The sequence below is a fragment of the Curtobacterium sp. VKM Ac-2861 genome (genome assembly GCF_013204965.1).
In the GTDB taxonomy this organism is placed as follows: domain Bacteria; phylum Actinomycetota; class Actinomycetes; order Actinomycetales; family Microbacteriaceae; genus Curtobacterium.
In genome coordinates this window covers 545776-572283 of the sequence record NZ_JABMLA010000001.1, presented here as the reverse complement: position 1 = coordinate 572283, position 26508 = coordinate 545776, and the positions used below count along the sequence as shown (strand labels likewise).

Annotated in this window: 23 protein-coding genes and 1 tRNA gene; 11 read left to right on the top strand and 13 right to left on the bottom strand. The window is 73.2% G+C overall.

Features of this window, described 5'->3' with window-relative positions; genetic code table 11:
• Window positions 1-30: 30 nt before the first annotated feature.
• On the top strand, window positions 31-1413 hold the full coding sequence (locus tag HQQ88_RS02605) for a PfkB family carbohydrate kinase (protein ID WP_173168776.1): 1383 nt from the start codon (window positions 31-33) through the stop codon (window positions 1411-1413).
• Between the two features lie 35 nt (window positions 1414-1448).
• Window positions 1449-2153, top strand: a complete 705-nt coding sequence (locus tag HQQ88_RS02600; RefSeq protein WP_173168557.1) for an SDR family oxidoreductase — start codon at window positions 1449-1451, stop codon at window positions 2151-2153.
• A 731-nt stretch (window positions 2154-2884) separates the two neighbouring features.
• Here the strand turns inward: HQQ88_RS02600 and HQQ88_RS02595 are convergent.
• The gene (locus HQQ88_RS02595; RefSeq protein ID WP_173168556.1) at window positions 2885-3982 is read right to left on the bottom strand and encodes a glycosyltransferase family 9 protein; all 1098 of its coding nucleotides are present in this window, start codon (window positions 3980-3982) and stop codon (window positions 2885-2887) included.
• Between the two features lie 145 nt (window positions 3983-4127).
• Here HQQ88_RS02595 and HQQ88_RS02590 point away from each other — a divergent pair, with 145 nt between their 5' ends.
• The 5 genes from HQQ88_RS02590 (at window position 4128) to HQQ88_RS02570 (ending at window position 9863) form a co-directional block, all read left to right on the top strand.
• Window positions 4128-5543 carry an aldehyde dehydrogenase family protein gene (locus HQQ88_RS02590; RefSeq protein WP_173168555.1) on the top strand — a complete coding sequence of 472 codons (1416 nt, stop codon included), beginning with the start codon at window positions 4128-4130 and terminating at the stop codon, window positions 5541-5543.
• A complete protein-coding gene (gene rfaE2 / locus HQQ88_RS02585; RefSeq protein ID WP_173168554.1) occupies window positions 5540-7123 on the top strand; it encodes a D-glycero-beta-D-manno-heptose 1-phosphate adenylyltransferase in 1584 nt (527 codons plus the stop codon). The genes HQQ88_RS02590 and rfaE2 overlap by 4 nt, the downstream gene beginning before the upstream one ends.
• Before the next feature lie 93 nt (window positions 7124-7216).
• Window positions 7217-7990 carry a VTT domain-containing protein gene (locus tag HQQ88_RS02580; RefSeq protein WP_173168553.1) on the top strand — a complete coding sequence of 258 codons (774 nt, stop codon included), beginning with the start codon at window positions 7217-7219 and terminating at the stop codon, window positions 7988-7990.
• Complete coding sequence (locus HQQ88_RS20060; protein WP_173168552.1) at window positions 7987-9204, top strand: histidine kinase; 1218 nt, start codon at window positions 7987-7989, stop codon at window positions 9202-9204. The genes HQQ88_RS02580 and HQQ88_RS20060 overlap by 4 nt, the downstream gene beginning before the upstream one ends.
• On the top strand, window positions 9201-9863 hold the full coding sequence (locus HQQ88_RS02570; protein WP_123292794.1) for a response regulator transcription factor: 663 nt from the start codon (window positions 9201-9203) through the stop codon (window positions 9861-9863). Before HQQ88_RS20060 ends, HQQ88_RS02570 begins: the two co-directional genes overlap by 4 nt.
• A gap of 255 nt (window positions 9864-10118) precedes the next feature.
• Here HQQ88_RS02570 and HQQ88_RS02565 read toward each other — a convergent pair whose 3' ends face one another.
• The 8 genes from HQQ88_RS02565 to HQQ88_RS02530 all read right to left on the bottom strand — a co-directional run bounded on the left by HQQ88_RS02565 (window position 10119) and on the right by HQQ88_RS02530 (window position 19357).
• Window positions 10119-10619, bottom strand: coding sequence for a Dps family protein (locus HQQ88_RS02565; protein WP_111084072.1), 501 nt, complete (start codon window positions 10617-10619; stop codon window positions 10119-10121).
• A 170-nt stretch (window positions 10620-10789) separates the two neighbouring features.
• Window positions 10790-11203, bottom strand: coding sequence for an SIP domain-containing protein (locus HQQ88_RS02560; protein WP_123292793.1), 414 nt, complete (start codon window positions 11201-11203; stop codon window positions 10790-10792).
• 29 nt (window positions 11204-11232) lie between these two features.
• The gene (locus HQQ88_RS02555) at window positions 11233-11949 is read right to left on the bottom strand and encodes a TetR/AcrR family transcriptional regulator (RefSeq protein ID WP_260215230.1); all 717 of its coding nucleotides are present in this window, start codon (window positions 11947-11949) and stop codon (window positions 11233-11235) included.
• Window positions 11946-14015, bottom strand: a complete 2070-nt coding sequence (locus HQQ88_RS02550; RefSeq protein WP_173168551.1) for a CocE/NonD family hydrolase — start codon at window positions 14013-14015, stop codon at window positions 11946-11948. Before HQQ88_RS02550 ends, HQQ88_RS02555 begins: the two co-directional genes overlap by 4 nt.
• Window positions 14012-15853, bottom strand: coding sequence for an ABC transporter ATP-binding protein (locus HQQ88_RS02545; protein ID WP_173168550.1), 1842 nt, complete (start codon window positions 15851-15853; stop codon window positions 14012-14014). The genes HQQ88_RS02550 and HQQ88_RS02545 overlap by 4 nt, the downstream gene beginning before the upstream one ends.
• Entirely contained in the window at window positions 15850-16734 is an 885-nt protein-coding gene (locus HQQ88_RS02540) for an ABC transporter permease (protein ID WP_123292790.1), read from the bottom strand. The genes HQQ88_RS02545 and HQQ88_RS02540 overlap by 4 nt, the downstream gene beginning before the upstream one ends.
• Window positions 16731-17759: an ABC transporter permease gene (locus HQQ88_RS02535; protein ID WP_123292789.1), complete on the bottom strand. Its 1029-nt coding sequence runs from the start codon at window positions 17757-17759 to the stop codon at window positions 16731-16733. The genes HQQ88_RS02540 and HQQ88_RS02535 overlap by 4 nt, the downstream gene beginning before the upstream one ends.
• Entirely contained in the window at window positions 17756-19357 is a 1602-nt protein-coding gene (locus tag HQQ88_RS02530; RefSeq protein WP_173168549.1) for an ABC transporter substrate-binding protein, read from the bottom strand. The genes HQQ88_RS02535 and HQQ88_RS02530 overlap by 4 nt, the downstream gene beginning before the upstream one ends.
• A gap of 155 nt (window positions 19358-19512) precedes the next feature.
• Between HQQ88_RS02530 and HQQ88_RS02525 the strand changes: the two genes are divergently transcribed.
• The 3 genes from HQQ88_RS02525 to HQQ88_RS02515 are packed head-to-tail and all read left to right on the top strand — an operon-like array spanning window position 19513 to window position 21187.
• Window positions 19513-20106: a molybdopterin-dependent oxidoreductase gene (locus HQQ88_RS02525; RefSeq protein ID WP_131920226.1), complete on the top strand. Its 594-nt coding sequence runs from the start codon at window positions 19513-19515 to the stop codon at window positions 20104-20106.
• Window positions 20103-20918: a ferredoxin reductase gene (locus HQQ88_RS02520; protein WP_248703329.1), complete on the top strand. Its 816-nt coding sequence runs from the start codon at window positions 20103-20105 to the stop codon at window positions 20916-20918. Before HQQ88_RS02525 ends, HQQ88_RS02520 begins: the two co-directional genes overlap by 4 nt.
• Window positions 20918-21187 (top strand): DUF6510 family protein, encoded by a 270-nt coding sequence (locus tag HQQ88_RS02515; RefSeq protein WP_173168548.1) that lies wholly within the window; start codon window positions 20918-20920, stop codon window positions 21185-21187. The genes HQQ88_RS02520 and HQQ88_RS02515 overlap by 1 nt, the downstream gene beginning before the upstream one ends.
• Before the next feature lie 274 nt (window positions 21188-21461).
• Here the strand turns inward: HQQ88_RS02515 and HQQ88_RS02510 are convergent.
• Window positions 21462-21533 (bottom strand) — tRNA-Gly (locus HQQ88_RS02510).
• 179 nt (window positions 21534-21712) lie between these two features.
• Here HQQ88_RS02510 and HQQ88_RS02505 point away from each other — a divergent pair.
• Window positions 21713-21919 (top strand): hypothetical protein, encoded by a 207-nt coding sequence (locus tag HQQ88_RS02505; protein WP_111084081.1) that lies wholly within the window; start codon window positions 21713-21715, stop codon window positions 21917-21919.
• A 36-nt stretch (window positions 21920-21955) separates the two neighbouring features.
• Here HQQ88_RS02505 and HQQ88_RS02500 read toward each other — a convergent pair whose 3' ends face one another.
• From HQQ88_RS02500 to HQQ88_RS02490, 3 genes are all read right to left on the bottom strand, one after another.
• The gene (locus tag HQQ88_RS02500) at window positions 21956-23335 is read right to left on the bottom strand and encodes a hypothetical protein (RefSeq protein WP_148058294.1); all 1380 of its coding nucleotides are present in this window, start codon (window positions 23333-23335) and stop codon (window positions 21956-21958) included.
• A 36-nt stretch (window positions 23336-23371) separates the two neighbouring features.
• Window positions 23372-25444, bottom strand: coding sequence for a GMC oxidoreductase (locus HQQ88_RS02495; RefSeq protein WP_173168547.1), 2073 nt, complete (start codon window positions 25442-25444; stop codon window positions 23372-23374).
• Window positions 25445-25520: 76 nt separating this feature from the next.
• Window positions 25521-26393 carry an oxidoreductase gene (locus tag HQQ88_RS02490; RefSeq protein ID WP_301952645.1) on the bottom strand — a complete coding sequence of 291 codons (873 nt, stop codon included), beginning with the start codon at window positions 26391-26393 and terminating at the stop codon, window positions 25521-25523.
• Window positions 26394-26508: the final 115 nt, after the last annotated feature.

The following is a 26508-nucleotide window of genomic DNA, read 5'->3' as shown; positions in this document are numbered from 1 at the left end:
GCCGGGCCCCACCGCGCGGCGGGTCGTCGCCTGCGGATCGTCGTCGTCGGCGACACCTTGCTCGACGTCGACGTGGCCGGCACCAGCGATCGGCTCAGCCCGGACGCACCCGTGCCCGTCGTCGACGTCACGACCGACGACCGCCGCGCCGGGGGTGCCGGACTCGTCGCCACGATGCTGGTGCGCGACGGACACGACGTCACCCTGGTCACCGTCCTGGGCGACGACGCCCGTGCGCAGGAGCTCCGCGACCTGCTCCCCGACGTCACCGTGGTCGCCGGGCCCTCCGGTGCCCCGACGCCGGTGAAGACCCGCGTGCGCGTCGTCGACCACGCGCTCGTCCGCATCGACGAGGGTTGTGCGACCCCGCCCGTGCCCGAGGCCACCGACGCCATGACGGCCGCCCTCGACGACGCCGACGCGATCGTGGTTGCCGACTACGGCCGCGGGGTCGCCGCCGCTCCGGCGCTGCGGGAGGCCCTCGCACGCGTCGCCGAGCACACCCCCGTGGTCTGGGACCCGCACCCGAAGGGCGCCGCACCCGTTCCCGGCATCACCGTGGCCACCCCGAACGCCGCCGAGGCCCGCCGGTTCACCGACGTCGACGGCCACGGCGTGCCCGTCGCGACCGTGCCCTTCGCCACCGTGGCCGCCACGGCCCTCGTCGAGCAGTGGGGTGTCGGCGCTGTCGCGGTGACGCTCGGCGACCGCGGAGCACTCCTCGCTGACGACCGTTCGGACAGCCGCTTCGTGCCGGCACCCTCCGTCACCGCCGGCGACCCGTGCGGCGCCGGGGACCGGTTGGCGGCCGGTGTCGCCGTGGCACTGGCCGGTGGAGCGGACGTCCCTGGAGCCGTCGCCGCCGGCGTGGTCGCGGCCTCCGAGTACCTGGCCGCCGGCGGCGTCACCGCGCTCTTCGCCGACGACGGCCCTGCGCCGCTGCGGGTACCGGGCGCCGACCGCGACGCGCTGCGCACCGTGCACGAGGTCCGGAGCGCCGGCGGCACCGTCGTCGCGACCGGCGGCTGCTTCGACCTGCTGCACGCCGGGCACGCCCGCACCCTGTCGGCCGCGCGGGCACTCGGCGACTGCCTGGTCGTGTGCCTCAACTCGGACAGTTCGGTCCGCGCGCTCAAGGGTCCGGAACGGCCGATCATGACCCAGGACGACCGCGTCGAACTCCTGCTCGCCCTGGACTGCGTCGACGCCGTCGTGGTGTTCGACGAGCACACCCCCGACGAGGCACTCCGCCGGTTCCGCCCGGACGTCTGGGCGAAGGGCGGCGACTACACCGCGAGTGAGCTGCCCGAGGCCGCGACCCTCGCCGAGTGGGGCGGACACGTCGTCACCGTCCCGTTCCACCCCGGCCGCTCGACGACCCGCCTGGCCGCAGCCCTCGAACACGTCGGCTGAACCCGACGGATCCACGCCCCTACGGAAGGAAGTCCATGCCCGTCCCCACCACCCCTATCGGTCGCGTCCTCGTCACCGGCGGCGCCTCCGGACTCGGCGCGGCGGTCGTCGCCGCGGTCGTCGAGGCCGGCGGCACCCCGATCGTCCTCGACCTGCGCGTCGACGCGGTGTCCGAGAGCATCGACGCCGTGGCCGTCGACGTGTCGGACACCGACGCGGTCGAGCAGGCGGTCCGCCAGGCGGCCGAGCGTCACGACGGACTCGACGCGGTCGTGACCGCCGCGGGGATCGACACCCCGGCACCGATCGACGCGATCTCCTCCGGCAACTGGGAGAAGATCGTCGCGGTCAACCTCATCGGCACCGCCTCGGTCGTCCGCGCCGCCCTGCCCGCCCTCGAGGCAGCGCACGGACGTGTGGTCACGATCTCGTCCTCGCTCGCCCTGCGCGGCGTCGGGGACGGCACCGCCTACTCGGCCTCGAAGTTCGGCGTCCGCGGCTTCTCGCAGGCCCTGGCCGCCGAGACCGCCGGCCGCATCGGTGTCACCAACGTGATCCCGGCTGGCATGCGCACGAACTTCTTCGCCGACCGCACCGAGCAGTACAAGCCGGGTCCGGACGCGCAGCTCATCGAGCCCGAGTACGTCGCGAACGCGATCCTCTTCGCGCTGGCGCAGCCGGCCGGCTGCGAGATCCGGGAGCTGTCGATCATGCCCGCGACGGAGCCGAGCTGGCCGTAGACGCTCGCTGCCTGGTGCGAGGTTGATCACTCCGTGCTGGGACGGAAACCCGCACGGAGTGGTCAACCTCGCACCGCGCGTTGGTCGTCGCCACGTGGCGGACGGGAGGCGCGGTGCCGGTCGTGAGCCGGGCTTCCCGTCCGTCGGTCTTGTCACGTTGCCTGCGCGGTGCGGCTTGCGTCGTCTGGTGCGGGGTTGACGGCCTGGTGCGCGCCTGTGGCGCCGCACGCAGCGGTCAACGGCGCACGGGGTGGCGACGTGCGCACGGTGCGGCCGGGAGGCACGTGTCGGGTTGGCACCGTGCCTCCAGTCCGTCGGTCTTGTCACGTTGCCTGCGCGGTGCGGCGTGCGTCGTCTGGTGCGGGGTTGACGGCGTGGTGCGCGCCTGTGGCGCCGCACGCAGCGGTCAACGGCGCACGGGGTGGGGACGTGCGCACGGTGCGGACGGGAGGCGCGGTGCCGGTCGTGCGCCGGGCGTCCCGGCCGTCGGTCTTGTCACGTTGCCTGCGCGGTGCGGCTTGCGTCGTCTGGTGCGGGGTTGACGACGTGGTGCGCGCTTGCAGCGCCGCACGCAGCGGTCAACCGCGCACAGGGTGGGGACCTGCGCACGGTGCGGCTTGCGTTGCCTGGTGCGGGGTAGACGGCGTGGTGCGCGCTTGCAGCGCAGCACGCAGCGGTCAACCGCGCACGGGGTGGGGACGTGCGCACGGTGCGGTCAGACGGTGCCGCGGTCAGACGGTGCGGAGCAGGTCGGCGACGTCGTCGAGGACCTGCTGCGGGTCGATCTCGTCGACGTAGGACGGGTCGTGCGCGCAGCGCTCGGCCGTCCACCCCACCTGCGTGACGTCGACCCCGCAGACCGGGCAGCGCGTGACGTAGGACAGGTGCACGCGGTGGCGCCCGCGGTCGAACGGCCCGGCGTTGACGACGTTGCCGAACCAGAACACGCCGACGGTGGGCGTCCCGACGGCGACCGCCAGGTGCCGCGGGCCGGAGTCGTCGCCGACCATGACGTCGGCGGCGGCGAGCACGGCGGGGAGCTCGCGGAGCGGCACGGCGCCGGTCAGGTCGTGCACCCGTCCGGCGAGGTCGGCGGGCAGCGCCTCGACGATGGCGGTCGACGCCGGCACGTCGGACGCGTCGCCGACGAGCACCACGTCGTCCCCGGCGGCGAGCCGGACACGGGCGACCTCGGCGAAGCGCGACGGGCTCCATCGGCGGCGCGGGTCCGTCGCTCCGGGGTGGATCGCCAGGAGCCGGGTGCCGTCCCCGGCGACGCCGAGCCGCTCGCGGACCGCCGCCCGCTCGTCGTCGGACACGCGCACCCGCGGATCGAGCGTGACGGGGGCGGCACCCGCGAGCGACACGACCTCGAGGGCACGCAGGACCTCGTGCTGGTAGTAGACGTAGCGCACCCAGCGCTCGAGGACCTCAGCGTCCTCGGTCGCGGTGCCGACGGTGTGCCGGGCGCCGAGGCGGAGCAGGAACGGGTTCGAGTTGCGACCCCCACCGTGCAGCTGCACCGCGAGGTCGAACCGGCCGGACAGCCGCGCGAAGAAGTCCTCGGCATCAGGAGCGTCGGCGCCGACGTCGCGGACACCCGGTGCGACCGGGAGCTCCTCGAAGGCGTGCACGGCGTCGGTCCGACCGCCCAGGACCGCTGCCGCGGCGGGCGTGCCAAGGAGGGTGGTGCGCGCGTCCGGGTAGGCCGCGGCGAGGGCTTCGAGGGCCGGCACGGCGAACATCAGGTCGCCGAGGCCCCCGCCGCGGAGCACCGCGATCTCGGTCACGCCGTCGAACCGTTCTCCGCCCACACCGATCTGCTGCACGCCTCTCGTCTACCGGTCGGATCCCGGTGGGACGTCCAGCACCGGGCGACGGACGGTCACCGATGGACACGAAGCGCGGAGTCGAGTCGGCACACAGCGGTGTCCGAGCACCGTCTGACCCCCGTACGCCCTCCGGAAGGACACCATGACGATCGCACCCGCAGCTGCCGACGCCGCCACGGACCTGGTGGTGACCGACCCCGTCGACGGGACGGTCGCGTCGACCGTGCCCCGTGCCTCCGAAGCCGAGGTCCGCGACGCGGTCGCCCGCGCCCGCGCCGCTGCGGGCCCCTGGGGGCGCACCGCCCCGGCCGAGCGCGGGGCACTGTTGCACGCGGCGGCCGAGCACGTGCGCGCACACGCCCAGGAGCTCGCCGACCTGAACACCCGCGAGACCGGCAAGGTACCGGGTGACGCACTCGGTGGGGTCGACGCCGGCGTCGGGACCCTCGTGCAGTACGCCGAGCTCGGACCGGTGCACCGCGGCGAGGCCCTGCGCGGGCAGTTCGGGGCCGCCGACTGGGCCGTCCCGCACCCCCGCGGGGTCGTCCTCGCCCTGACGCCGTGGAACGACCCGGTCGCCGTGGCCTGCGGCATGCTCGGTGCCGCGATCGTGACGGGCAACACCGTGGTGCACAAGGGCAGCGAGCGGTCCCCCGCCACCATCGCACGCCTGAACGCCCTGCTCGCCGAGGTCCTGCCCGACGGCGTGCTCGTCGGAGTCGACGGGGACGGCTCGACCGGAGAACTGTTGCTCGCCCAGGAGGGCATCGACGTGTACGCGCACGTCGGGTCCACCGCGACCGGTGACCGGCTGTCCGAGGTCGCCGTCGCGACCCGAGCCCACGTGATCCGTGAGAACGGCGGGAACGACGCGGTCGTCGTCGACGCCGACGTCGACCCGGAGTGGGCCGCCGCCCAGGTGGCGCTCGGTGCGTTCGCGAACACCGGGCAGATCTGCACCAGCGTCGAACGCGTCTACGTGCACTGCGACGTGGCCGAGCCCTTCGTCGCCGCCCTCGTGGCCGAGGCGGAGCGCCGCACCGCCGCACCCGCGACGACCTACGGTCCGCTGGTCGACGACCGGCTGCGCAGCACCGTGCAGTCCCACGTCGACGACGCCCTGCAGCGCGGTGCCTCGGCACGGACCGGTGGGGTCACCCCGGACGGCGCCGGGTCGTTCTACCCGGCGACCGTGCTCACCGGGTGCACCGACGACATGCTCGTGATGACCGAGGAGACCTTCGGGCCGATCGCGCCGGTCCGGGTCGTGGCCGACTTCGACGAGGGGCTCCGGCTCGCGGCCGCCGACCGGTACGGCCTGGCCGCCACCGTCCTGACGAACGACACCGGTCACGCCCTGCGCGCCGCCGCGGAACTGCCGGTCGGCACCGTCAAGGTCAACGCGGTGTTCGGCGGGGCACCGGGCGGCAGCGCCCAGCCACGCCGTGCCTCCGGAGCGGGTTTCGGGTACGGCCCGCACCTGCTCGACGAGATGACCACCACCACTGTCGTGCACCTCGAGCCCGCCCCCGCACGCACCGCCGGCGGCACACGATGAGCGTCGACGTCCGGCTCGTCCGCGACCTGGTCGCCACGATCGACGACCGCGAACCGCTCGTCGTCGTGATCGGCGACTGCATCCTCGACCGGTGGACCGTGGGCGAGGCCGAGCGGGTCTCGCGCGAGGCACCGGCACCCGTCGTCCGGGTCACCGAGACCATCGCGGTGCCCGGCGGGGCGGCGAACACCGCGGTGAACGCCCGCGCGCTCGGCGCCCGGGTCCGGATCGTCGGACTCATCGGCGACGACGAGGCCGGTGACGTCCTGCGCGAACGGCTCGAGACCGCGGGCGTCGACACGACGTTCATGGTCGAGATCGCCGGTGCACGCACCACCACGAAGTCCCGCGTGGTCGGTGGCGACCGGGTCGTGGTGCGGGTCGACGACCTGGCCGGTACGCCGACCGCTGACCACAACGAACGGCTGGCACGTGCCGTCGCCCGAGCCGTCCGCTGCGCCGACGCCGCGGTCGTCTGCGACTACGCACTCGGCGTCCGTGCCGAGGACGTCGTCCCGGTGCTCGACCGCGACCGCCCCGGGTCCATCGTCGTCGACGCGCACGACCTGCCCCGCTGGGCGTCGTTGCGACCCGACCTCGTCACGCCGAACGCCGGAGAGACCGCAGCACTGCTCGGACGCGACCTCGGGACCGGCGCCGACCGGGTGGCCGCCGTCCTGGGCGCACGGGCCGACGTCCTCGCCCGGACCGGTGCCCGCGCGGCCGTCGTCACGCTCGACCGCGACGGCACCGTGCTGCTCGAGCCCGGCACGGACGAGGGCTTCCGCACCCGCGCGGTGCCGGCCTCGGAGCAGCAGGCGTCCGGCGCCGGTGACACGTTCTGTGCCACAGCGGCCGTGGCGCTCGCTGTCGACGCGTCCGTCCGTGATGCCGTGTCCGTGGCACAGGCCGCCGCCGACGTCGTCGTCCGCGAGGCCGGGACGTCGGTCTGCAGCGCCGCCGCGCTGCTCGACTCGGTGACGGCACCGGCCGCCACCGTCGTCGACCACGACGAGCTCGCGGTGGCCGTGGAACGGGCCCGCCAGGTCGGTCGTCGCGTGGTGTTCACGAACGGCTGCTTCGACGTCGTGCACCGTGGGCACACGACGTACCTGCGCCAGGCCCGGGACCTCGGCGACCTGCTCGTCGTCGCGTTGAACGACGACGACTCGGTGCGACGGCTGAAGGGCTCGGAACGCCCGATCAACCCGGCCGAGGACCGCGCCGGCGTGATCGCCGCCCTGGCCTGCGTCGACCTGGTGACGGTCTTCGCGACCGACACCCCGATCCCGCTCATCGAACGGCTGCGCCCGGAGGTCTACGTCAAGGGCGGCGACTACTCGCCCGAGATGCTCCGCGAGACGGCGGTCGTCCGCGGGTACGGCGGTGAGGTGGTCATGGTCGACTACGTCCCCGAGCACTCCACGACGGCCGTGGTCCGGCGCATCCGCGAAGCCGCGGCCGCATCGGCCGGGTCGGCGAAGCCACCCGCGGCGTCGGCCGGGTCCGCGGTGCCAGCCGCCGCGTCGGCCGGGTCGGACCCCGACGGGACCACCGACGGAAAGGTCATACCGCAGTAGGGGGTCGTCGAGACCCCGGCGGGATGGCAGCGCTCCCGGCGCTCCGTAGCGTCGAACCCGTCGACGAGGTCCGTCGGCGGAGGGAGCGTCGCCGTGTTCGACCAGATCACCCCGTTCGTCGTCGAGTTGGCCGCGAGTCCGCTCGTCTACGTCGTGCTCGTCGCCCTGTGCTTCGTCGACGGCTTCTTCCCACCGGTCCCGAGCGAGTCCGCGCTCGTAGCCGTCGCCGCCATCGCCGCGACGTCCGGCCAGCCCGTCCTGGCCGGGGTCCTGGTGGCCGCCGCGGTGGGGGCGATCGCGGGTGACTCGGTGGCGTACTGGATCGGCCGTCGGATCGGACTCGCCCGCCTGGCGCAGTCCCGACGGCCGCGGATCGCCGCGGCGTTCGCGTTCGCCGAACGGCAGATGCAGCGCCGGTCCGCGAGCCTGATCCTGGTCGGCCGCTACATCCCCGTCGGCCGGGTCGCGGTGAACATGACCGCCGGCGCGACACGGCTGCCCTACCGTCGCTTCCTCGCCATCAGTGCGATCGCCGGGACGGCGTGGTCCGCGACCTCGGTCGGGATCGCCCTGGCCGCGTCGCAGGTGCTGCACGAGCCGCTCGTCGCCGCGCTGGTGTCGATGGTGGTCGCGGGCGGCCTCGGCATCGCGGTCGACCGGATGATCGGTAGCATCAGCCGCAGGCGCGATGCCTGTGCCGCCCGAGCGGCCGCCGCGATCGTCCCCACGACCGGCGTGCCCGCGACCGACGTGCCCGCGACCGACGTGTCCGCGACCGACCTGCCCACCGTGAGCACCACACCCGTCACGCACGCCCCGTCCGCCACACCCCGCATCGTCCCCACCGGAGAGATCGTCCGACCGTGACCACCGCCCTGCTCCGCCCGCGACCGACCTGGCTGCCGCTGGCGACCCGGATCGCTCTCGTGGTCGCGGTGGTGTCCCTGTTCAGCGTCGCCGCCCCGGTGACCTCGGTCTACTACGCCGTCGCCGTCCCGCTCTCCCTGCTCGTCTCGGCGGTGCTCGCGGTCAGCATCGGCATCGCCCCGTTCGTCCCCCGAACCGCAGCCGCCGCCCACCTCGTCGGACTCGTCGCGCTCGGCCTGCTCACCGCGCCGGTCGAGACGAGCCCGTGGCCGATCCCGGTCACCGGCATCATCGGCCTGAGCGTCCTGCTCGTCGTGCTCGGGGTCCGCTCGACGTGGCGGCTGACCGCGATCGTGTGGGCCGTCGCCGCCGTGCTCCCCCTGCTGCTCGTCGCCGTGACGCCGGGCCGCTGGGACCAGCCCGCGGTGTGGGCGACGAGCTTCGTCGTGTCCGCCGGCGACACGCTCCTGGTCGCCGCGGCCGCCGTCGTCATCGGGCAGCGCCGCAGCATCCGCCAGGAGCTCGTCGCCGCCCGCCGCGACGCCGAGCTCGAGCAGGCCAGGCGCCGCACGGTCGAGGAGCGCTCCCGGATCGCCCGCGAGCTGCACGACGTCGTCGCGCACAGCATGTCCGTCGTGCACATGCAGGCGGAGTCGGCCCCGTACCGGGTGGCCGACCTGCCGCAGGAGGCCCGCGCCGAGTTCGCCGCGATCGCCGAGACCTCGCGCACGGCGCTGCGCGAGATGCGCCAGCTGCTGGGCACCCTGCGCGGGGACACCGCCGCCGAGCGCGCCCCGCAGCCGGACCTCGCCGACCTGCCCGCGCTCGTGCAGGCCACGCGCGCCGCCGGCATCCCGGTGGAGCTCGACGTCGACGTCGCCGACGACGTCGACCGGCTCGCACAGCTCACCGTCTACCGGGTCGTGCAGGAGGCGCTCGGCAACGTCGCCCGGCACGCGCCCGGCGCGTCCACCGTCGTGACGGTCAGGAGGCTCGACACGCGTCTCCGGGTCGAGGTCGCCAACACCGCTCCACCCGCTGGCACCGTGCCGACGGCACCACCCGACGACGGTGGCTTCGGCCTGGCCGGGATGCGCGAGCGGGTGACGGCGCTCGACGGCACGATCGACCACGGCCCCGTGGCGGACGGCGGCTTCACGGTCGTGGTGACCCTGCCCGTCCGCGTACCGGCGGCCGACGGGGGAAGTCGATGACGCGGGTGATGGTGGTGGACGACCAGCAGATGTTCCGCATGGGACTGCGGGCGATCCTCCAGGCCCAGGACGACGTCGAGGTCGTGGGCGAGGCCGCGAACGGTGCCGAAGCGGTGGTCGCGGCGATCCGGCTGCAGCCGGACGTGATCCTGATGGACGTCCGGATGCCGGAACTCGACGGGATCGAGGCGACCCGACGGATCACGGCGGCGCCGACGGACCGACCCGTCCGCGTGGTCATGCTGACGACGTTCGACATCGACGACTACGTGTTCGACGCCCTGCGGGCCGGGGCGAGCGGCTTCCTGCTCAAGGACGCGAGCGCCGACGAGCTCGTCGCGGCGGTGCGCACGGTGGCTGCGGGCGAGGCACTGCTCGCGCCGCGCGTGACCCGGCACCTGGTCGAGGCGTTCGTCGCCGGACCGGTCACCGCCGCTCCGCGTACCGAGGTGCTCGACGTCCTGACCGACCGGGAGCGCGACGTGTTCCTGCTCATGGCGCGCGGGCGGTCGAACGGCGAGATCGCGGGCGACCTGTTCATCGCGGAGCAGACCGTCAAGACCCACGTGGGGCGGGTGCTGGCGAAGTTGCAGTTGCGCGACCGGGTGCACGCCGTGGTGCTGGCGTACGAGGCCGGCCTGGTCCGCCCGTCTGCCTGACGCGCCGCCGCGCCGCTCACGTCCCCCCGCCGCGCCGCGCCCGTCCGCCGCGCCGCTCACGTCCCCCGAGGTTCCGAAATCTGCACATCTCGCGCGCCGAAACGTCGGTCCGTGGAACCTCGGCGTCGCGCCAGCGGCGTGTCGCCCAGCCGCGCACCGGGTCGAAGCGGGTCGCGATGGGCAGACGCGACGACAGACGGACGGGAGGCCCGGTGCCAGCTGGCATCGGGCCTCCCGTCAGGGGTTGGTCGCGACTCAGGCGGCGAGGTGCGCCTGCAGGAACCAGCGGTCCTTCGTCAGACCGCGCTCGATCTCGATGACGACGTCCTGGCTGTTGAGGTCGACCTCGTCGAGACCCTCGACGGCGCGACGGACCTGCAGCAGGGCCGCGTCGATCTGGGCGATGACCTCGGTGATGGTGACGTCGGAGTTCTGGAAGCCCTGCGACAGCGGCGGCAGCGTCGTGTTGGCGGCGACGGTCGCGATGCGCGAGTCGACCGGCAGGCCGAGGGCGACGATGCGCTCCGCGGCGGTGTCGGCGTAGGCCTGGGCGTGCTCGACGATGTCGTCGAGGAGCTCGTGCACACCGACGAAGTTGCGGCCGCGGACGTGCCAGTGCGCCTGCTTGCCGTTGACGACGAGTGCCTCGAGGTCGATCACGACGGGGGCGAGGAACTGTGCCACTCCGGCGGCGAGCTCCGGCGTCGTCGAGAACGGGGACGTGGTGGTCGTGGTGCTGGTGGTGGTCGTGGTCATGTCTGAACCTCCTGCGTCGTGGTTACACCGGATCGCTGGGCCTGTCCTGACCAGTTCGGTGCTGCCGATGGACACAACCATGCCCGCTTCTCTTGTATGCCGCAAGGAAGCGGAGGCTGCCCTTACCGGCGGGTAGCAGCCGCCAGCCGGCAGCGGTCAGCCGGCAGCGGTCAGCCGACGAGCGTGTCGAAGCCGGCGTCGCTCAGCTCGATCTGGACGGCGGAACGCGCGCGCTCGACCCAGGGGCTGTCGGTGCACCCGATCCAGACGCTCGTACGCGGCTCGCAGTCGGCGACGCACCACTCGGCCGCCCAGCCGGTCAGGGCGTGCGCGAGGGCCTCGCCGTGGTCGGCGAAGACGAGCGGCGACACCGCCGAGGTGCGGGCACTGCGGACCAGCCAGGTCACGGTCACGCGGGGCGGCGCGGGCAGGATGCGGATCTGCTCGTCGAGGGCGACCTCGACGAAGACCTGTCCGTACGCGTTCTCCGGCAGGTCTTCGAGCTGACGGCGGATCTCCGGCAGGTCCTCGACGCCGCCGGCGATGAGGATGCGTTCGCTGGGCTGTCGCCGGGTCCGTGCCATGCTGCAACGGTAAGGCAAGCCTTACCTCATCACAAGGGCTGCTGGCCGGTTCCGGCGATCTCCACAGCCGGCACACCGAGTTCGTGCGCCAGGAACGTCCACATCCACGACAGCGCGACGGTGTTCGTGAGCCCCGGGACGCCCTGGGCGATCTGCGTCGCGACACCGTCGCTGTAGGCCGCGAGCTTCAGGGCCACGGTGTCCGGCGAGATCGGTCCGGCGCCGCCCGGGAACGTGCCGGCGTCGGCACCGCGGCGGATCACCCGGACCAGACAGGCCTCCCAGACGCGGATCCGTTCGGCGTACTCGGCGGCCACTTCGGGCCGGCGGGCGACCGCGGTCCAGTAGTCGGACCAGATCCGCCAGTGCTGCCGGACCTGTTCGGTGTCGTCGAACAGGGGCGCCACGAGCATCCGCAGCGCCTCGACGGGGTCGGACTCGGCGTCGACGGCGATGACGATCGCCCCGTAGAAGCGCTCCGTCTCGAGCACGACGACCTCGTTGAGGATCTCCGCCACGCTGCCGAAGTGGTACGTCACGGTGCCGACGGACACTCCGGCCTCGGCGGCGATGTCCCGCAGCCCCGTCGCGCCGACGCCGTTGCGGACGATGACGGCACGGGCGGCCGCGACGATCATCGCGCGCCGGACCGCGGGACGCTGCCGGACGCGCGGCGCCGCACCCGCTGCCGCGCCCGGTGCAGCACCCGCCGCCGCCCCCGGTGCAGCACCCGCCGCGCCGGTCACGCCGAGGTCCTCGGGACGTCGTCGGCGAAGGTCTGCTCGGTGACCAGCACCTCGGGGGCGTCGAGGCCGCCGTCACGGGCCCAGGCCCGCACGGTGTTCACGACGTGGAAGGCCTCGGCGTCGGCGGTGACCTCGGAGGACGTCTCGAGCCGTGCCGACCAGTCCGGCTTCTCCAGGCCGATCGCCCAGTGCGACGATGCCACGGCCGAGTTCGGGTCGTCCGACCGGATGCGGTACGTCTCGCGGGCGTCCTCGCTGAAGACGAGCCCGTCGGGGTAGACCCGTCCACCGCCGTACCCGGGGTCGACGTCGAGGGTCCACTCCCCCGTCTCGACGTCGTGCGTGACGGTGCGCTGGGGCAGCTGCTCGGTCGGTGCAACGCGCTCGATCGCGAGCGGCGTCGACCGCTCGGGCTCGTCGAAGCGCACGTCGTCGTCGGTGTCGCGCGTCCAGACGGGCAGGCACACCTCGGACGCCGTCGGGTCGATCGTGACGGTGGCCTCGGTGCCGTGCGGCCAGACCCAGGGCCAGTAGGACGACGACACCGCGATCCGCAGGCGGTGCCCGGCGGCGAACCGGTGACCGGTCGCGACGAGCTGCACCGGCAGCGACGCCGGCTCACCGGGGACCAGCGGGTCGTTCCGGTCCATGCCGTCCCGCTTCGCCGCGTTGAGCACCCCGCGCGTCACGAGGGTCGACGAGCCGTCCGGCGCGACGTCGCACAACCGCACCGTCAGGGTGGCGCGGGGCTGGTCGCTCGTGACCGACAGGGTGACGAGCGCGTTGCCGAGCAGGTCGAACGCCCGGCCGACGGGCAGGTCGAAGCAGACGGAGCGGCCGTCCTCGGCACGCTGGTCGGGTGGCAGGTCGGTCGCGTTGCCGAACGGGAAGAACCGTCCGGCGTCGGCGCCGGTGTGCTGCGGCGACCGGACGACGACCGGCCCGTCCTCGCCGCCGCGGAGCGTCGCGAGCGGCAGCGCACGCCGGTGCGTCGCCGCCGAGGGCCACGCCTCGGCGCCGACCCACCGGCCCCGTCGCGAGGCGTAGTACGTCGCCGGGGCTTCGCCCTCGTTGATCCAGGCGCGGAGTGCGGGGTCCTCCTCCACGCCGGTGTCGATCCCGCGGAGCCAGCGGTCCCACCAACGCAGCGTCTCCTGCAGGAACCCGATCGACGGTCCGGGTGCGAGACCGCGGTCCGGGTACTGGTGCGACCACGGCCCGACGATGCCCTTGACCGGGGACTGCACGTTCGACACCAGTCGGAGCACGGCGTCGCGGTACGGGTCCGCCCAGCCGCCGACGGCGAGGACCGCTGCACCGATGTTGCCGTAGTCCTCGGCGGCGCTGCCGTGCCGCCAGTAGTCGTCGCGTTCCTGGTGCGCGAGCCACACCGGCGTCATCGGGCGGTTCGACTCCAGCCGCTCGCGCCACCGGTCGACCCAGTCCGTGCCGACGACCTCGGGCCGGGGCGGCCGCGAGTTGAACGCGAACATCGTCGCGCCCCACGCCGCCATGTCGATGCCGAGCACCGCTCCGCCGACGTAGTGCACGTCGTTGTCGTACCGGTCGTCGGTCGAACACACCGTGACGATGGCCTTGAGGGCAGCGGGCGCACGCGCCGCCAGCTGCAGGGCGTTGAACCCGCCCCACGAGATGCCGAACATGCCGACGGCACCCGTCGACCACTCCTGCTCGGCGAGCCAGGCGATCACGGCCTCACCGTCGCGGAGCTCCTGCTCGCTGTACTCGTCGTCGAAGAACCCGTCCGACGAGCCGCTGCCCCGGATGTCGACCCGGACCGAGGCGTACCCGTGCTGGGCGTACCAGGGGTGCCGTTCCGAGTCGCGGGGCGCGGTCCAGTCGTCGAGCCGGTACGGCAGGTACTCGAGCAGCACCGGCACCGGACCGTCGGGCGACACCGGCGACCAGATCCGGGTGTGCAGCCGGACGCCGTCGGGCATCGGGATCCACTCGTCGCGGACGGTCACGCCGTCCGGCAGCGAGTCCGGCGCGCCGATGGCGGTGAAGGTCGAAGCGTCGGCGTAGACCGAGCGATCGCGGCTCATGCGTCCTCCCAGTTCCGGGTCAGGTGTCCGTCGCCGTGGTCGGTCCAGCCCTCGGTGTGCCGCCAGCGCGGCACCCCGTCGCCGACGTCGGGCAGCTCGGTGCTGCCCGGCTCGAGCGTCGCGGCCAGCAGCGTCGACGTGTACGGGTGGTTCGGGCCGGTGAAGACCCGCTCGGTCGGTCCGATCTCGACGATCCGGCCGCCGGTCATCACGGCGACCCGGTCGGCCACGCCCCGGACGACGGCCAGGTCGTGGCTGATGAACAGGCAACTGAGCCCGCGCGAGCGCTGCAGGTCGGCGAGGAGCGCGAGGATCCCGGCCTGCACCTGCACGTCGAGCGCGGTGGTGATCTCGTCGGCGATGACCAGGCGCGGCTCGGCGGCGAGGGCCCGGGCGATGCCGACGCGCTGCCGCTGCCCACCGGAGAGCTGCGCCGGCAGCCGCTCGGCGAACTCCGGGCCGAGGCCGACCTGGGTGAGCAGCTCGCCGACGCGCTGCCGCGAGGACGTGCCCGTGAATAGCTTGAGCGGTCGCCCGATCGCCGCGCCCACGGTGCGCCGCGGGTTGAGCGACGTGTCGGCGTTCTGGAACACGAGCTGCACCGCACGACGAAGGTCCGGGGACCGTCCGGCGATCGGCTCGCGCAGGTCGCCGCTCACGGTCCCGTCGTCGAACGAGAACGTGCCCGACTCGGCCGGCACCAGGCCGGCGAGGGCGGTCGCGAGCGTCGACTTGCCACTTCCGGACTCCCCCACGACCGCGAGCGTCTCACGCGGTGCGATCGTGAAGGAGACGCCGTCGACGGCGGCCGGCAGGCCGCGTCCGTAGCGGATCACCAGGTCCTCGGCGGTCACCACGGGACGGACGAGCGGTTCTGGGCCCACGCCGCCGGTTCCGGCGCGACGCGCCAGCGGCGGGCCGGCCGTGCCGGTGGGGAGAGGAACGGTTCGGCCGGCCGTGGAGGCGACCGTCGACGAGACGGTCGCCGTCTCGGGCACGCGATCCGTCTCTCCCGGCCGTCGCCCGTCCGGCACCGCGGCCAGCAGGGCACGCGTGTACTCGTGCTGCGGGGCGGCGAAGAGCGCCGCCGTGGCGGCGTGCTCGACGATCTCGCCGTCGCGCATGACGGCGATCTCGTCCGCCATCGCCGACACGACCCCGAGGTCGTGGCTGACGAGCAGGACGGCCATGCCGAGCTGCCGGCCGAGGTCAGCGATCAGGTCGAGGACGGCGGCCTGGGTGACGACGTCGAGCGCCGTCGTGGGCTCGTCGAGCACGAGCACCCGCGGGCGTGCGGCGACGGCCATCGCGATCGCGATGCGCTGCTGCTGCCCACCGGAGAGCTGGTGCGGGTAGCGGCGGACGATCGCGTCGGGGTCTGGCAGCCGGACCAGCCGGACCAGCTCGGCGACGCGCTCGGGGCCGTCGGGTTCGCGGTGGGCGCGCAGGGCCTCGCGGATCTGCTCGCCGACGCGCATCGACGGGGTGAGCGCCTGGCCGGCGTTCTGCGCGACGACGGAGGCAACGCCGCCGCGGAGCTCGCGGCGGCCGGACGGTGACAGCGCGAAGACGTCGTCGCCGCCGACGCGGACCGAGCCGCGGACGATGGTCGAGCCCGCCCGGAGGTGCGCGAGCAGGGTCCGGGCGACGGTGGACTTGCCGCTGCCGGACTCCCCGACGAGGCCGAGGGTGCGCCCGGCGGGGATCGCGAAGGAGACGCCGCGCACCACGGGGACCAGGCGCTTGCCGGCCGCGTAGGAGATCGCGAGGTCGTCGACGCGGACGATGGGGTCCGTCGCGGTCGCCGGTGCGGCCGGTGCGGTGTCGGTGTGCGTCATGCGCTCACTCCCTTCGTTGCGCGGTCGACGCCGAGCGACTTGCTCAGGCCGTCGGCGGCGAGGTTGAGCCCGATCACCAGGGTCGCCAGGGCGACGATCGGTGCGAGCGTGCCGAGCGGCACCACGGTCAGCGCGGTGCGGTTCTCCTGCACCATCAGCCCCCAGTCCGGCGTCGGTGGGTTGGCGCCGAAGCCGAGGAAGGACAGCGACGCGACGAGCAGCACGATCCACGAGGCCCGCATGGCGTACTCGACGAGCACCACGTCGAGGACGTTCGGCAGGATCTCGCGGAACACGATCGACAGCGCACGTTCACCCCGGGCCCGGGCGGCCGTCACGTAGTCCTGCGTGATGACGGTGCGGGCGGCACCACGGACGACGCGGGTCACGGCGGGCGCGTAGACGACGGTGACGGCGAGGACGATCACCCAGAGCCCGGCGTCGAAGACGGTGACCACGACCAGCAGGGCGAGGATCGACGGCACGCTGAGCAGGGCGTCGACGACGCGCATGACGGCCTCGTCGAACCAGTTGTCGGCGTACGCCGTGATGCAGCCGAGCACCGTGCCGACCGCGACCGCGATCGTGGTGGCCAGGAACGTCACGAGCAGGGCGTACCGGCCGCCGTTGAGCGTCCGCGACAGCACGTCACGGCCGTACTGGTCGGTACCGAGCCAGTGCGTCCAGGTCGGACCGGCGAGGACGTCGCCGGCGTTCGTGGCCACCGGGTCGTACCCGGCGATGACCGGTGCGAGCAGGGCGAGCACGACGTGCAGGGCGATGAGGCCGAGGCCGATGCTCAGCGCCGTCGAGCCGCGCAGGGGCGCGAGGGCCCCGGCGAGGACGGCGCGTCCGGGGCGGCGGGTGGCGGTGGCGGTCATGCGGCGGCCTTCCTGGTGCTGCGCGTCGTGCGGGTGCGCGTGCGCGGTCGCCGCTGGCGGGTCCGCAGCTTCGGGTCGAGGACGAGCGCCACGAGGTCGGCGGCGAGGTTGCAGACGACGTAGATGACGGCGCTCAGGAGCGCGATCGCCTCGATCGTCGGCAGGTCGCGGTTGAAGACCGACTCGAGCATGAGCTTGCCCATGCCCGGGTAGTTGAAGACGTTCTCGACGACGACGACACCGCCGAGCAGCCAGGCGACGTTGAGCGCGACGACGTTGAGCGTCGGCAGCAGCGCGCTCGGCACCGCGTGCTTCCAGACCACGCGGCGCATCGTCAGGCCCTTGAGCTCCGCCGTGGTGACGAACTCGGACGCCATCACGTCGATGGTCGAGGAGCGGGCGGTGCGCACGATGTAGGCGGCCATCGCCAGGGTGAGCACGATGATCGGCAGCCAGATCGTCGGCAGGAGTTCGCCGACCGTGGCGTCGCTCCCCCGCAGCACGACGGCGGGGAAGATCGGCAGGCCGATCGCGAAGAGCAGCACGAGCACGGTCGCGACCATGAACTCGGGCACGCTCATCACGACGAGGCTGACGATCGAGATCACCTTGTCGGACGGGCGACCCCGACGGACCCCGGCGAGGACGCCGAGCGTCAGGGAGACCGTGACGCCGACGAGCATGGCGGGCACGGCGATGAGCATGCTGTTCCGGAAGGCGGTGAACAGCGTCGGCGCGACGGCCTCGCCGCTGACGAGCGAGGTGCCGAAGTCGCCGTGCACCGCGCCACCGAGCCACTGCAGGTAGCGGAGCCACACGTTCTGGTCGAGGCCGAGGGTCTCGCGCAGCTGCTTGACGGCGTCCGGGGTGGCGTTCTGGCCGAGGAGCTGCTGCGCGACGTCGCCGGGCAGTGCCTGCACGGCCAGGAACACGAAGAGCGAGGCGAGCACGACCGTGAGCACGGCGATGCCGATCCGGCGGAGGACGGGGACGAGGACGTCCGACGGGGTGTTCTTGGTCGTCATCGGCGCAGTCCGATCCGGAGGTAGTCGAACTCGAAGCCGTACTCCGAGTAGTTCACGACGTCGCGGGACAACCCCACGAGCCGGTCGCCGAACATCGGGGTCATGTCGGCCCCGTCCTCGACCACGAGCCGCTGGGCGTCCTGGTAGAGCGTCAGCCGCTTGGCGTCGTCCATCTCGGCGCGGGCGTCGTCGAGCAGCCCGTCGAAGGTCTCGTTCGACCACGCGCTCTCGTTGTAGGACGAGCCCGTGCGGAAGATCTGGTTGAGCAGCTGGTCGATCGGCCGGCCGGTGAACCAGTAGCTCACCATGAGCGGCTTCTGCATCCAGATCTGCGTGTAGTACGAGTCCGAGCTCGCGTTGCGGACCGTCAGGCGGATGCCCGCGTCGGCGACGGCGTCGCGGTAGGCGACCGCCATCGGCGTGAAGACCGACTCGTAGCTCGACGTGTAGATCGAGGTCCGGAACCCCTCGTGACCGGCCTGCTTGAGCAGTGCCTTCGCCTTGTCCGGGTCGTACTCGCGGTGGTCGTCGACGAACGCGGCGAGCTGCGGCGGGACGGGGTTGTCCCACCCGGGCGAGCCGGTGCCCTGCAGGGCGGTGTCGACGATCTGCTGCGGGTCGTAGGCGAGCTTCATCGCCTGGCGGACCCGCGGGTCGCTGAACTCGTCGCTCGTGGCGAGCATCGGGATCGTGTACCACTGGGCGTTCTTCGACCGGGCGACGGTGGCGCGGTCGGACGCGGACACCACCCGAGCGGTCGCGAAGTCCAGGTTCGTCTGCGAGATCAGGTCGATCTGGCCGGCGAGCAGCGCGTTCACCCGGGCGGTGGTGTCCTGGATCGAGTAGAAGTCGATGCCGTCCAGCGCGGGACGCCCGGCGAAGTGGTCGTCGAACGCCTCGACACTGCCGGCACCGGCGGGGGTGAACGCGGAGAGCCGGAACGGGCCCGTCCCGATCCCGGTGCGGCCGATGTCGGCGATCGCGGCCGCCGGCACGATGTAGCACTGGTACGCGGTGAGCAGCGACGGGAACTCGGCGTTCGGCTTGGTCAGCGAGAACCGCAGCGTGAACGGGTCGGTCGCACGCATCGAGTCGGCGTCCATCACATCGCCGAGGACCCCGGCCTGCGGGCTGCCGGTCTTCTCGTCGAGGATGTGCCGGATGCTCGCGATGGCGTCGTCCGCGGTGAAGCGGCTGCCGTCGTGGAAGGTGACGCCGCGGCGGAGCGAGAACGTCCACTCGGTGCCGTCGGCGTTCGCGGACCACTCCTCGGCGAGGTCGGGCACGGTGGTGCCCTGTTCATCGAGCTTGACGAGCCGGTTGTAGAGCGCGCCGAGGTACTCGTACGCCGACAGGGAGCTGGCGGAGTCGAGGGTCTCGGCGGCCGAGGCGGCCGGACGCGCGATGCGCAGGCGACCGCCGCGTCGGGCGACGCCGGTGGCCGCCGCTTCGGGGATGGTGGGCGTGCCGGCGTTCGCGCCGGAGCTGCACCCCGTCAGGGTGAGCAGGCCGAGGCCGGCCAGACCGGCGGCGCCGGTGAGGAGCGCTCGGCGGCTCGGGCCGCGGGCGTTCCGGGGTTCGGGGACGATGGGCTGCATTCGGGGTGGCCCCTCCTGTAATCGTTCCGGTGAACGATAGAGGGAACCCGGCGATCCCCCAACTCCTGCTCCTCGTCCGTCCGAGTGTTTACGAACTCGTTACACGGGCGCCGCCGGCACGGAGCATGATCGGACCATCCCGTCCGAGGAGGATCATGGCGACGTTCACCAGGGGGTTCGGTGGCCGTCGAGCCGACCGCGACGACACCCGCATCCCGCCCGGCCAGACCCTGGTGCGCGACTGGCCGGTCCTGTCGGCCGGTGCCACGCCTGACGTCGATCCGGCGTCGTGGGTCTTCTCGATCCGCACCGAGAACGGTCTGCACACCTGGACGTGGGACGAGGTGCACGCGCTCGGCGTCGAGGACGTCACCGTCGACATCCACTGCGTCACCCACTGGACCAAGCTCGACATGCCGTGGCGCGGCGTCCCTCTCGACCGCCTGTTCGAGAACGTCGAGACGTCGCTCGACTACTGCATGGTGCACAGCACCGGCGGGTACACGACGAACGTGCCGCTCGACGAGCTGCTGGACGGCAAGGCGTGGATCGCGTTCGAGGCCGACGGCGAACCGCTCGAGCCCGAACACGGCGGTCCGGCGCGCCTGCTGGTGCCGCACCTGTACTTCTGGAAGAGCGCGAAGTGGGTGAGCGGGATCGTCATGCAGGCGGACGACGAACCGGGCTTCTGGGAGAACGCGGGCTACAACCTGCACGGCGACCCGTGGAAGGAAGAGCGGTACTGGTGACGGTTCCCGACACCGACGTGCCCACCGCCCCGTCCACCGACCTGGAGGCCCGGATCGCGCCCGCCGGTCGGCCCGCGCCCCGCAGGCGGCCGGCCTGGCACCCCGCGACGGTCGCCTCGGTGGAGCGCGAGACCCCGAACGCCCGTCGGGTCGTCCTGGACGTCCCGACGTGGCCGGGGAACGACCCGGGCCAGCACCTGGACCTGCGGCTCACGGCCGAGGACGGCTACCAGGCATCCCGCTCGTACTCGATCGCCTCGGCGGGTGACCGGACCGACGTCGTCCTCGCCGTCGACCGCGTCGAGGGTGGCGAGGTGTCCCCGTTCCTGGTCGACGCGGTCGAGGTCGGCGACGCGCTCGAGGTGCACGGGCCGCTCGGCGGCTGGTTCGTGTGGCGTCCCGGCGCGTCCGACCGTCCGGTGCAGCTGATCGCCGGCGGCTCGGGGATCGTGCCGCTCGTCGCCATGGTCACCGCGCACGCCGAGGCCGGGGACCCCGCACCGTTCCGGTTGCTCGTCGCCGTCCGGACCCCGGACGGCGTCTTCTTCCGCGCCGAACTCGACCGGGCCGTCGCTTCCGACGCTCCGCTCGAGGTGACCACCGTGTACAGCCGGATCGCTCCACCCGGGTCCGCCGTGCTCGCGGGACGGCTGACCCGCGATGCGCTCGCCGCCGCGGTCTTCCCACCCGACGCCAGGGCGCTCGTCTACGTGTGCGGCTCGACGCCCTTCGTCGAGCAGGTGCTCCGCTGGCTCGCCGACCTCGGGCACGACACCGCCGACGTCCGTGCCGAACGGTTCGGGGGCAGCTGATGACCGTCGTCGACGGCAACGCGCTCGCGGGGGTCCTGTCCGAGGTGCTCGGACCGGAGCCGACCGTGACGGTGCTGTGTTGTGCGGGGTGTGGGTCCCACGGATCGGTCGCACGCACCGCCGTGTACTGCTCGGCGATGGGCTCCGTCGCCCGGTGCCGGACGTGTGACACCGTGCTCGTCACGGTGGTCGAGGCCGGATCCGCGCGCTGGATCAGCCTCCCCGGCACCCGTGCCACGCTGATCCCACTACCCGAGGATCGCGGCTAGCGCAATCACCGAACGCATCTCGTGCGGAGTTCTTGCGGCTTTCCGCATGCCCCGAACTGGGGTCCAATCCGACCGCGACGATGCTCCGGATCACTCTTCGGGACATCGCTGGGCCACCCACCCGGCGTCTCCACTCGGGGCAGTGCGGCCTCTGCGTCCGGCGGGCGCGGGTACCCGAAGCCTGCGCCCCCGGATGCGCCCGCTCACGGCGCCCGGGAACGACAGAACCCCCGGTGCTGCTCTGTGAGCAACCCCGGGGGTCCTGTTCCGTCCGAGCGGATGACGAGATTCGAACTCGCGACCCTCACCTTGGCAAGGTGATGCGCTACCACTGCGCCACATCCGCGTTCGCACGCCGTGTGGGCCGTGCGGAGTCGACTGTACCCGATCGCGGGCCCACAGACGTGTTCTGCGGCAGATCCGGGCGTGTCCGGTGTCGCGAGGCGCGGCCCGTCGCGGCCCGACGCGGTCGTCAGGCGCGGTCATCAGGCACGGTCATCAGGCACCGAGGAGTTCGATCGGAGCATGAGCTACGTGCACGACAACCCGGGCGGGACCGAGGCCCACGGCGTCGACCTGATCGACGGTGACACCCCCGCCATCCGCATCCTGGTGCACGGCGACCTGCCGACCACGATCGAGCACGAGGGGCGGACCTGGCTCGCCACCGGCGACGCGCACGACGACGGTGACGACCAGGCGCCCCCGATCGCGATCTACCGCCCGGTCTGAGCCGCGCTCGGCGACGGGCCGGGCGCTCGACTGCGGTCAGTGCCCGCGGACGTCGCCCGTCAGGATCGCGTGCTCGGCGCCGGCCGACAGCTCGTCGTGCAGGGCGTCCGCGAAGAACTCCCCCGCACCGAGGCTGACCAGGTGCGTGAGCGCACCGCCCACGTCGACCAGCCCGGGGTTCCACTCGTCGTGGAGGGACGCGCGGACGTGCCCGGACTCGTGCACGACGACGACCCCGATGTGGTCGTGGGCATCGCCGACCTCGAGCACGGCGTCGTACACGACCGGTTCGGTGTCCTCGCCGAGGGGCTCCAGGTGCACCTCGCCGATCCCGGGCCACTCGGTGCGGAACACGGGCAGGTCCGGCGCGTGCAGGTGCGGGGCGCGTTCGTCGGTGACGGACTCGATCTCCCCCGACGTCAGGTACTCGTCGACGACCTCGTGGATCCGGTCGTGCAGTCCGGGCTCGTACTGCCACCAGCGCTGGTGCACCGCCCGGAGCCAGTCCTGCGTCGCGGCGTCGGCCGAAGCCGAGGTCCCGACCAGCTGCGGTGCCGTGCCGGGCGATCCGACGACCTCGAGCTGCTCGTCGTGCGTCTCGACGGTGATGGACCCGGTGGCCTCGTCGGGGTGCACGCCGTGGACGTCCTCGGGGGCCGCGGCCCAGATGCTCGCCGGGAGCTTCGGCGGCAGGGCGAACGCCACCGCGATCGCCGGACGCGCCAACGCCTCGTCGAGCGCGTCGCCGAGGTGCACCTCGTCCGAGCGGGACCCCATGACGATGCCGCCGGTCGGGGGCACGGCGGCCAACCGCTCGAGGTCCTCGTGGTCCGCGTTCATCGACGCGAACACGTGGGTGTCCGCCCACTGGACGAACTCGCCGGCGGCACGGTCCTGGTCCTCGAACGGCACGTTCCAGACCGAGGGGTCCGCGAGCACCCACGACGCCGAACGACCGGCGGGGCCACGACGCACGGCGTCGACCACGGCGGGGACGAGCCCGGGCAGCCCGCGGTACGCCGGGCGCACGGTGAGGCGGTCCAGCGCGAGCAGGTCCGGCTTGCCGAGCATCTCGGCGGCGTGCGTCTGCAGCGACAGGAAGGTCTCGCCCGTGGCGTCCGGCACGACGATCGCCGCGGCGAAGTCACCGTCGACGTCGGACACCTGGTACCCGAGCACCAGTGCCTCGACCGACTCGGGCGATCGGCTCGTGTACGCGGCGACCTCGGCGACCGACACCGCTTCGGCCTCGTCGTCGGTGATGGGCACCCGGACGTCGATCACCCACCGGTCGACGTCCTGGCCGGGGTAGGCGTCGCCGTCCTCGTCCGAGATCGTGATGTGCACGAGCCGCAGGGAACCGTCCCACGCGTCGTGGACGTGCTGGGCGATGGCGGCTTCAGGGTCGTCGGTCACGGACGCCACCGTATCGGTGGCGGACCGGGCACGTGGTCAACCGTGCTGCGCGACCATCGCGTCGACGCTCCGCATCGCGGTCGCCAGGATGGTGAGCACCGGGTTGACCCCGCCGTTCGTCACGTGCACCGAGCCGTCGGTCACGCGCAGGTTGTCGTGTCCCCACACCCGGCCGAACGGGTCGACGACCGACGTCGCGGGGTCCGTCCCCATCCGGAGCGTGCCGGCCTGGTGCTGGCCACCGCTCGTGCCCCGGACCGGACCGTGCAGCTCCGCCACGCGCGTGGCGCCGGCCGCGCGCAACCAGTCGCCGCTCCGGGCGCTGGTGTGGTCGCGAGCACGGACGTCCTCCGGGTGGACCCCACCGCTGAACGACGCCACCGGGATGCCGTACCGGTCCGTCACCGCGGGGTCGACCCGGACGCGTGCGTCGGCCGTGGTGACCTCCTGGATCGGCCCCATGATCCGCATGCTGCGCCGCGCCAGGTCCCGCATCGCGTGCTTGCCGTCGAGCCCGGAGCGCGGCGCGAGCCCCGTGCCGACGAGGTACTGGTACGTGTTCGACGGCGTCGCGATGAACTCGTTCGCCAGGATCCCGCCACCGATCTGCCCGGGCACGCCGTGCCGGTAGTCGGTGGTGGCGATCGACGGTCCCGGTCCGAGCCCGTCGTCCACCACGTCGTCGAAGACGCCCATCGCGCCGCCGTAGACGTGGCCCTGCAGGTGCCGGCCGACCTGGTCCGCACCGTTGCCGATGCCGTCGGGCTCCTGGTCGCTCCGGCTGTTGAGCAGGAGCCGTGCCGACTCCACCGCCCCGGCCGCCACGACGACCTCGGCGGCGTCGACCTCGGCCCGCCAGTCGCGGCCGTCCGCGGTGCCGACGATCGTGACGCCGACCACGCGGCCGGCACTGTCCGTGCGCAGCCGGGCGACCCGTGACTCGAGCACGATCGACGCGTTCCCGGTGGCGAACGCGCGGGTCAGCATGGTGTTCTGGCTGCCGTTCTTGGCGTCGACCGGGCACGCGAAGCCGACGCACATGCCGCACTGTTCGCACGCGCGGCGGCCCAGGTACGGCGTCGAGTTGATCAGGAGCGGGACGTGCACCGTCGAGATGCCAAGGGCGTCCGCGGCGCCGGCGAGCCGGTCCCGCGCTGCCCCCGACGGCAGCGGTGGCATCGGTCGCGCGCGCGAGCGCTCCCCGGACCACGGACCGTCGACGTCGCCGCCGCTGACCCCGATCTCCCACTCGGCGCGCTCGTACCAGGGCTCGAGCTCGTCGTACCCGAACGGCCAGTCGGCCAGGGCGCTGCCGTCCGGCACGCCGTACGTCGACGCCATCGCGAAGTCCCGCGGCCCGAACCGCCAGGCCTGTGCGCCGTAGACCCGTGTGCCGCCGCCGGCCGTGACGGCGTTGTTGTGCCACCCCGGCGACGAGGGCCGGAGCACCAGGAGCTCGCGACCGTCCGCCACCGTCCGCGGGTTGCCGACGTCGGACGGCCCCGACCGCGGTGCGACGCCCCAGCTCGACCGCGGGTTCCGGATGTGGTCACGGCTGAGTTCCGCGGTGCCGGGCCACCCACCGGCCTCGACCACGAGCACGCGCCGACCGGACTCGGCGAGCCCGCACGCCGCGACACCCCCGCCGGCGCCCGACCCGACGACGACCGCGTCGTACCGGTCCGCCAGCTGCGACGGGTGCACGACCGTGGGCGCTGCGGTCGGTACCGGTACCGGCACGCTCCAGCCGTCCGGCGGACCGGGCTGCCACCCCACCATCTCCCATGACCGCTCCCCCGCGTTCCCGCCGTTCCCCGCGTCGGCGTAGTAGCCCGCGGCCACGAGCTCGGCGAACCAGGTCCAGTCGGGATCGTCGCCGTCGCGGAGCTCGTCGACGCCCTCGTGGTCGTCCGCGTACTCCACGACGCCACGGAGACGGTCCAGCCAGTCCGGCCGGTCGACCAGCACCCCGGCCAGGAAGTCGAGCGCGCCGGCCTCGGACGCCGACGGGTACTCGTCCGCCGGCACCACCCGGTCGACCAGGGAACGGAGCCGTTCGTCGTGCGTGCGGAGGAACTCCTGCGCTGCGGTGGCCGTGTGGTCCGTCATCGGTCCTGCCTCTCGAGCAGCGCCGGTGCCGCCCCACGAGCACCGTGACGGACACGGCAGGGTCCGAGGCCGGGGCTCAGCCGCCGATGCCCTCGAGGTCGAGCAGGTCGTCGTCGCTCAGCACGACGGCGGCACCCTCGATGTTCTCCTGCAGGTGCGCCCGCGACGACGTGCCCGGGATCAGCAGGATGTTCGGGGACCGGCGGAGCAGCCACGCCAGGGCGACGGACATCGGCGTCGTCCCGAGCCGTGTCGCCACGGTCGAGAGCACCTCGGACTGCAGCGGGGCGAAGCCGCCGAGCGGGAAGAACGGCACGTAGGCGATGCCCTCGGCCGCGAGCCTGTCGATGAGCGGGTCGTCCTGCCGGTTGGCCAGGTTGTACATGTTCTGCACCGAGACGATCGGTGCGATCCCCTGCGCTTCCGCCACCTGTTCCGTCGTCGCGTTGCTCACGCCGAGGTGCCGGATGACCCCCTGTCGCTGCAGGTCGACCAGCGTCTCGAACGCCGGGGCGATCGGCCCCGCGACCGGACCGTTCGCGTCGCCCAGCCGCAGGTTGACGAGGTCCAGCACGTCGACTCCGAGCGTCTCGAGGTTGTCGTCGACCTGTGCGCGCAGTTGGTCGGGTTCCCGAGCGGTCGGCCAACCGCCTCGGGCGTCCCGCCGCGCGCCGACCTTCGTCGCGATGACGAGGTCGTCGGCGTACGGGTGCAGCGCCTCGTGGACCAGCTCGTTGACGATGCGGGGGCCGTACGTCTCGGCGGTGTCGATGTGCGTGATGCCGCCCGCGACGGCGTCCCGGAGCACGGCGACAGCCTCGTCGTGGTCCTTCGGTGGCCCGACGACCCGGGGACCGGTGAGCTGCATCGCGCCGTAGCCGAAGCGTGCGACCGGCCGGTCGCCGAGGGTCCAGGTGCCGCCCGGCAGTCGAGGGGTGGTGGTGCTCATCGGATCTCCTTCGAGGGCGTGCCGACGCCGAGGGCGCAGCGCACTCCTGACAGCCTGCTCGCGTGGGCAGCGGCTCGCACGACACCGACGCGCGTTCCGGCCCACTTGCAGCGGA

What these genes read in the sequence shown, in the direction of transcription:
- HQQ88_RS02590 (WP_173168555.1), top strand. Translation starts at nt 4,128, where the DNA reads ATGACGATCGCACCCGCAGCTGCCGACGCCGCCACGGACCTGGTGGTG.
- HQQ88_RS02490 (WP_301952645.1), bottom strand. Translation starts at nt 26,393, where the DNA reads ATGAGCACCACCACCCCTCGACTGCCGGGCGGCACCTGGACCCTCGGC.
- HQQ88_RS02560 (WP_123292793.1), bottom strand. Translation starts at nt 11,203, where the DNA reads ATGGCACGGACCCGGCGACAGCCCAGCGAACGCATCCTCATCGCCGGC.
- HQQ88_RS02495 (WP_173168547.1), bottom strand. Translation starts at nt 25,444, where the DNA reads ATGACGGACCACACGGCCACCGCAGCGCAGGAGTTCCTCCGCACGCAC.
- HQQ88_RS02540 (WP_123292790.1), bottom strand. Translation starts at nt 16,734, where the DNA reads ATGACCGCCACCGCCACCCGCCGCCCCGGACGCGCCGTCCTCGCCGGG.
- HQQ88_RS02545 (WP_173168550.1), bottom strand. Translation starts at nt 15,853, where the DNA reads ATGACGCACACCGACACCGCACCGGCCGCACCGGCGACCGCGACGGAC.
- HQQ88_RS02515 (WP_173168548.1), top strand. Translation starts at nt 20,918, where the DNA reads ATGACCGTCGTCGACGGCAACGCGCTCGCGGGGGTCCTGTCCGAGGTG.
- HQQ88_RS02505 (WP_111084081.1), top strand. Translation starts at nt 21,713, where the DNA reads ATGAGCTACGTGCACGACAACCCGGGCGGGACCGAGGCCCACGGCGTC.
- HQQ88_RS02570 (WP_123292794.1), top strand. Translation starts at nt 9,201, where the DNA reads ATGACGCGGGTGATGGTGGTGGACGACCAGCAGATGTTCCGCATGGGA.
- HQQ88_RS02550 (WP_173168551.1), bottom strand. Translation starts at nt 14,015, where the DNA reads ATGAGCCGCGATCGCTCGGTCTACGCCGACGCTTCGACCTTCACCGCC.
- HQQ88_RS02525 (WP_131920226.1), top strand. Translation starts at nt 19,513, where the DNA reads ATGGCGACGTTCACCAGGGGGTTCGGTGGCCGTCGAGCCGACCGCGAC.
- HQQ88_RS02535 (WP_123292789.1), bottom strand. Translation starts at nt 17,759, where the DNA reads ATGACGACCAAGAACACCCCGTCGGACGTCCTCGTCCCCGTCCTCCGC.
- HQQ88_RS02565 (WP_111084072.1), bottom strand. Translation starts at nt 10,619, where the DNA reads ATGACCACGACCACCACCAGCACCACGACCACCACGTCCCCGTTCTCG.
- HQQ88_RS02530 (WP_173168549.1), bottom strand. Translation starts at nt 19,357, where the DNA reads ATGCAGCCCATCGTCCCCGAACCCCGGAACGCCCGCGGCCCGAGCCGC.
- rfaE2 (WP_173168554.1), top strand. Translation starts at nt 5,540, where the DNA reads ATGAGCGTCGACGTCCGGCTCGTCCGCGACCTGGTCGCCACGATCGAC.
- HQQ88_RS02600 (WP_173168557.1), top strand. Translation starts at nt 1,449, where the DNA reads ATGCCCGTCCCCACCACCCCTATCGGTCGCGTCCTCGTCACCGGCGGC.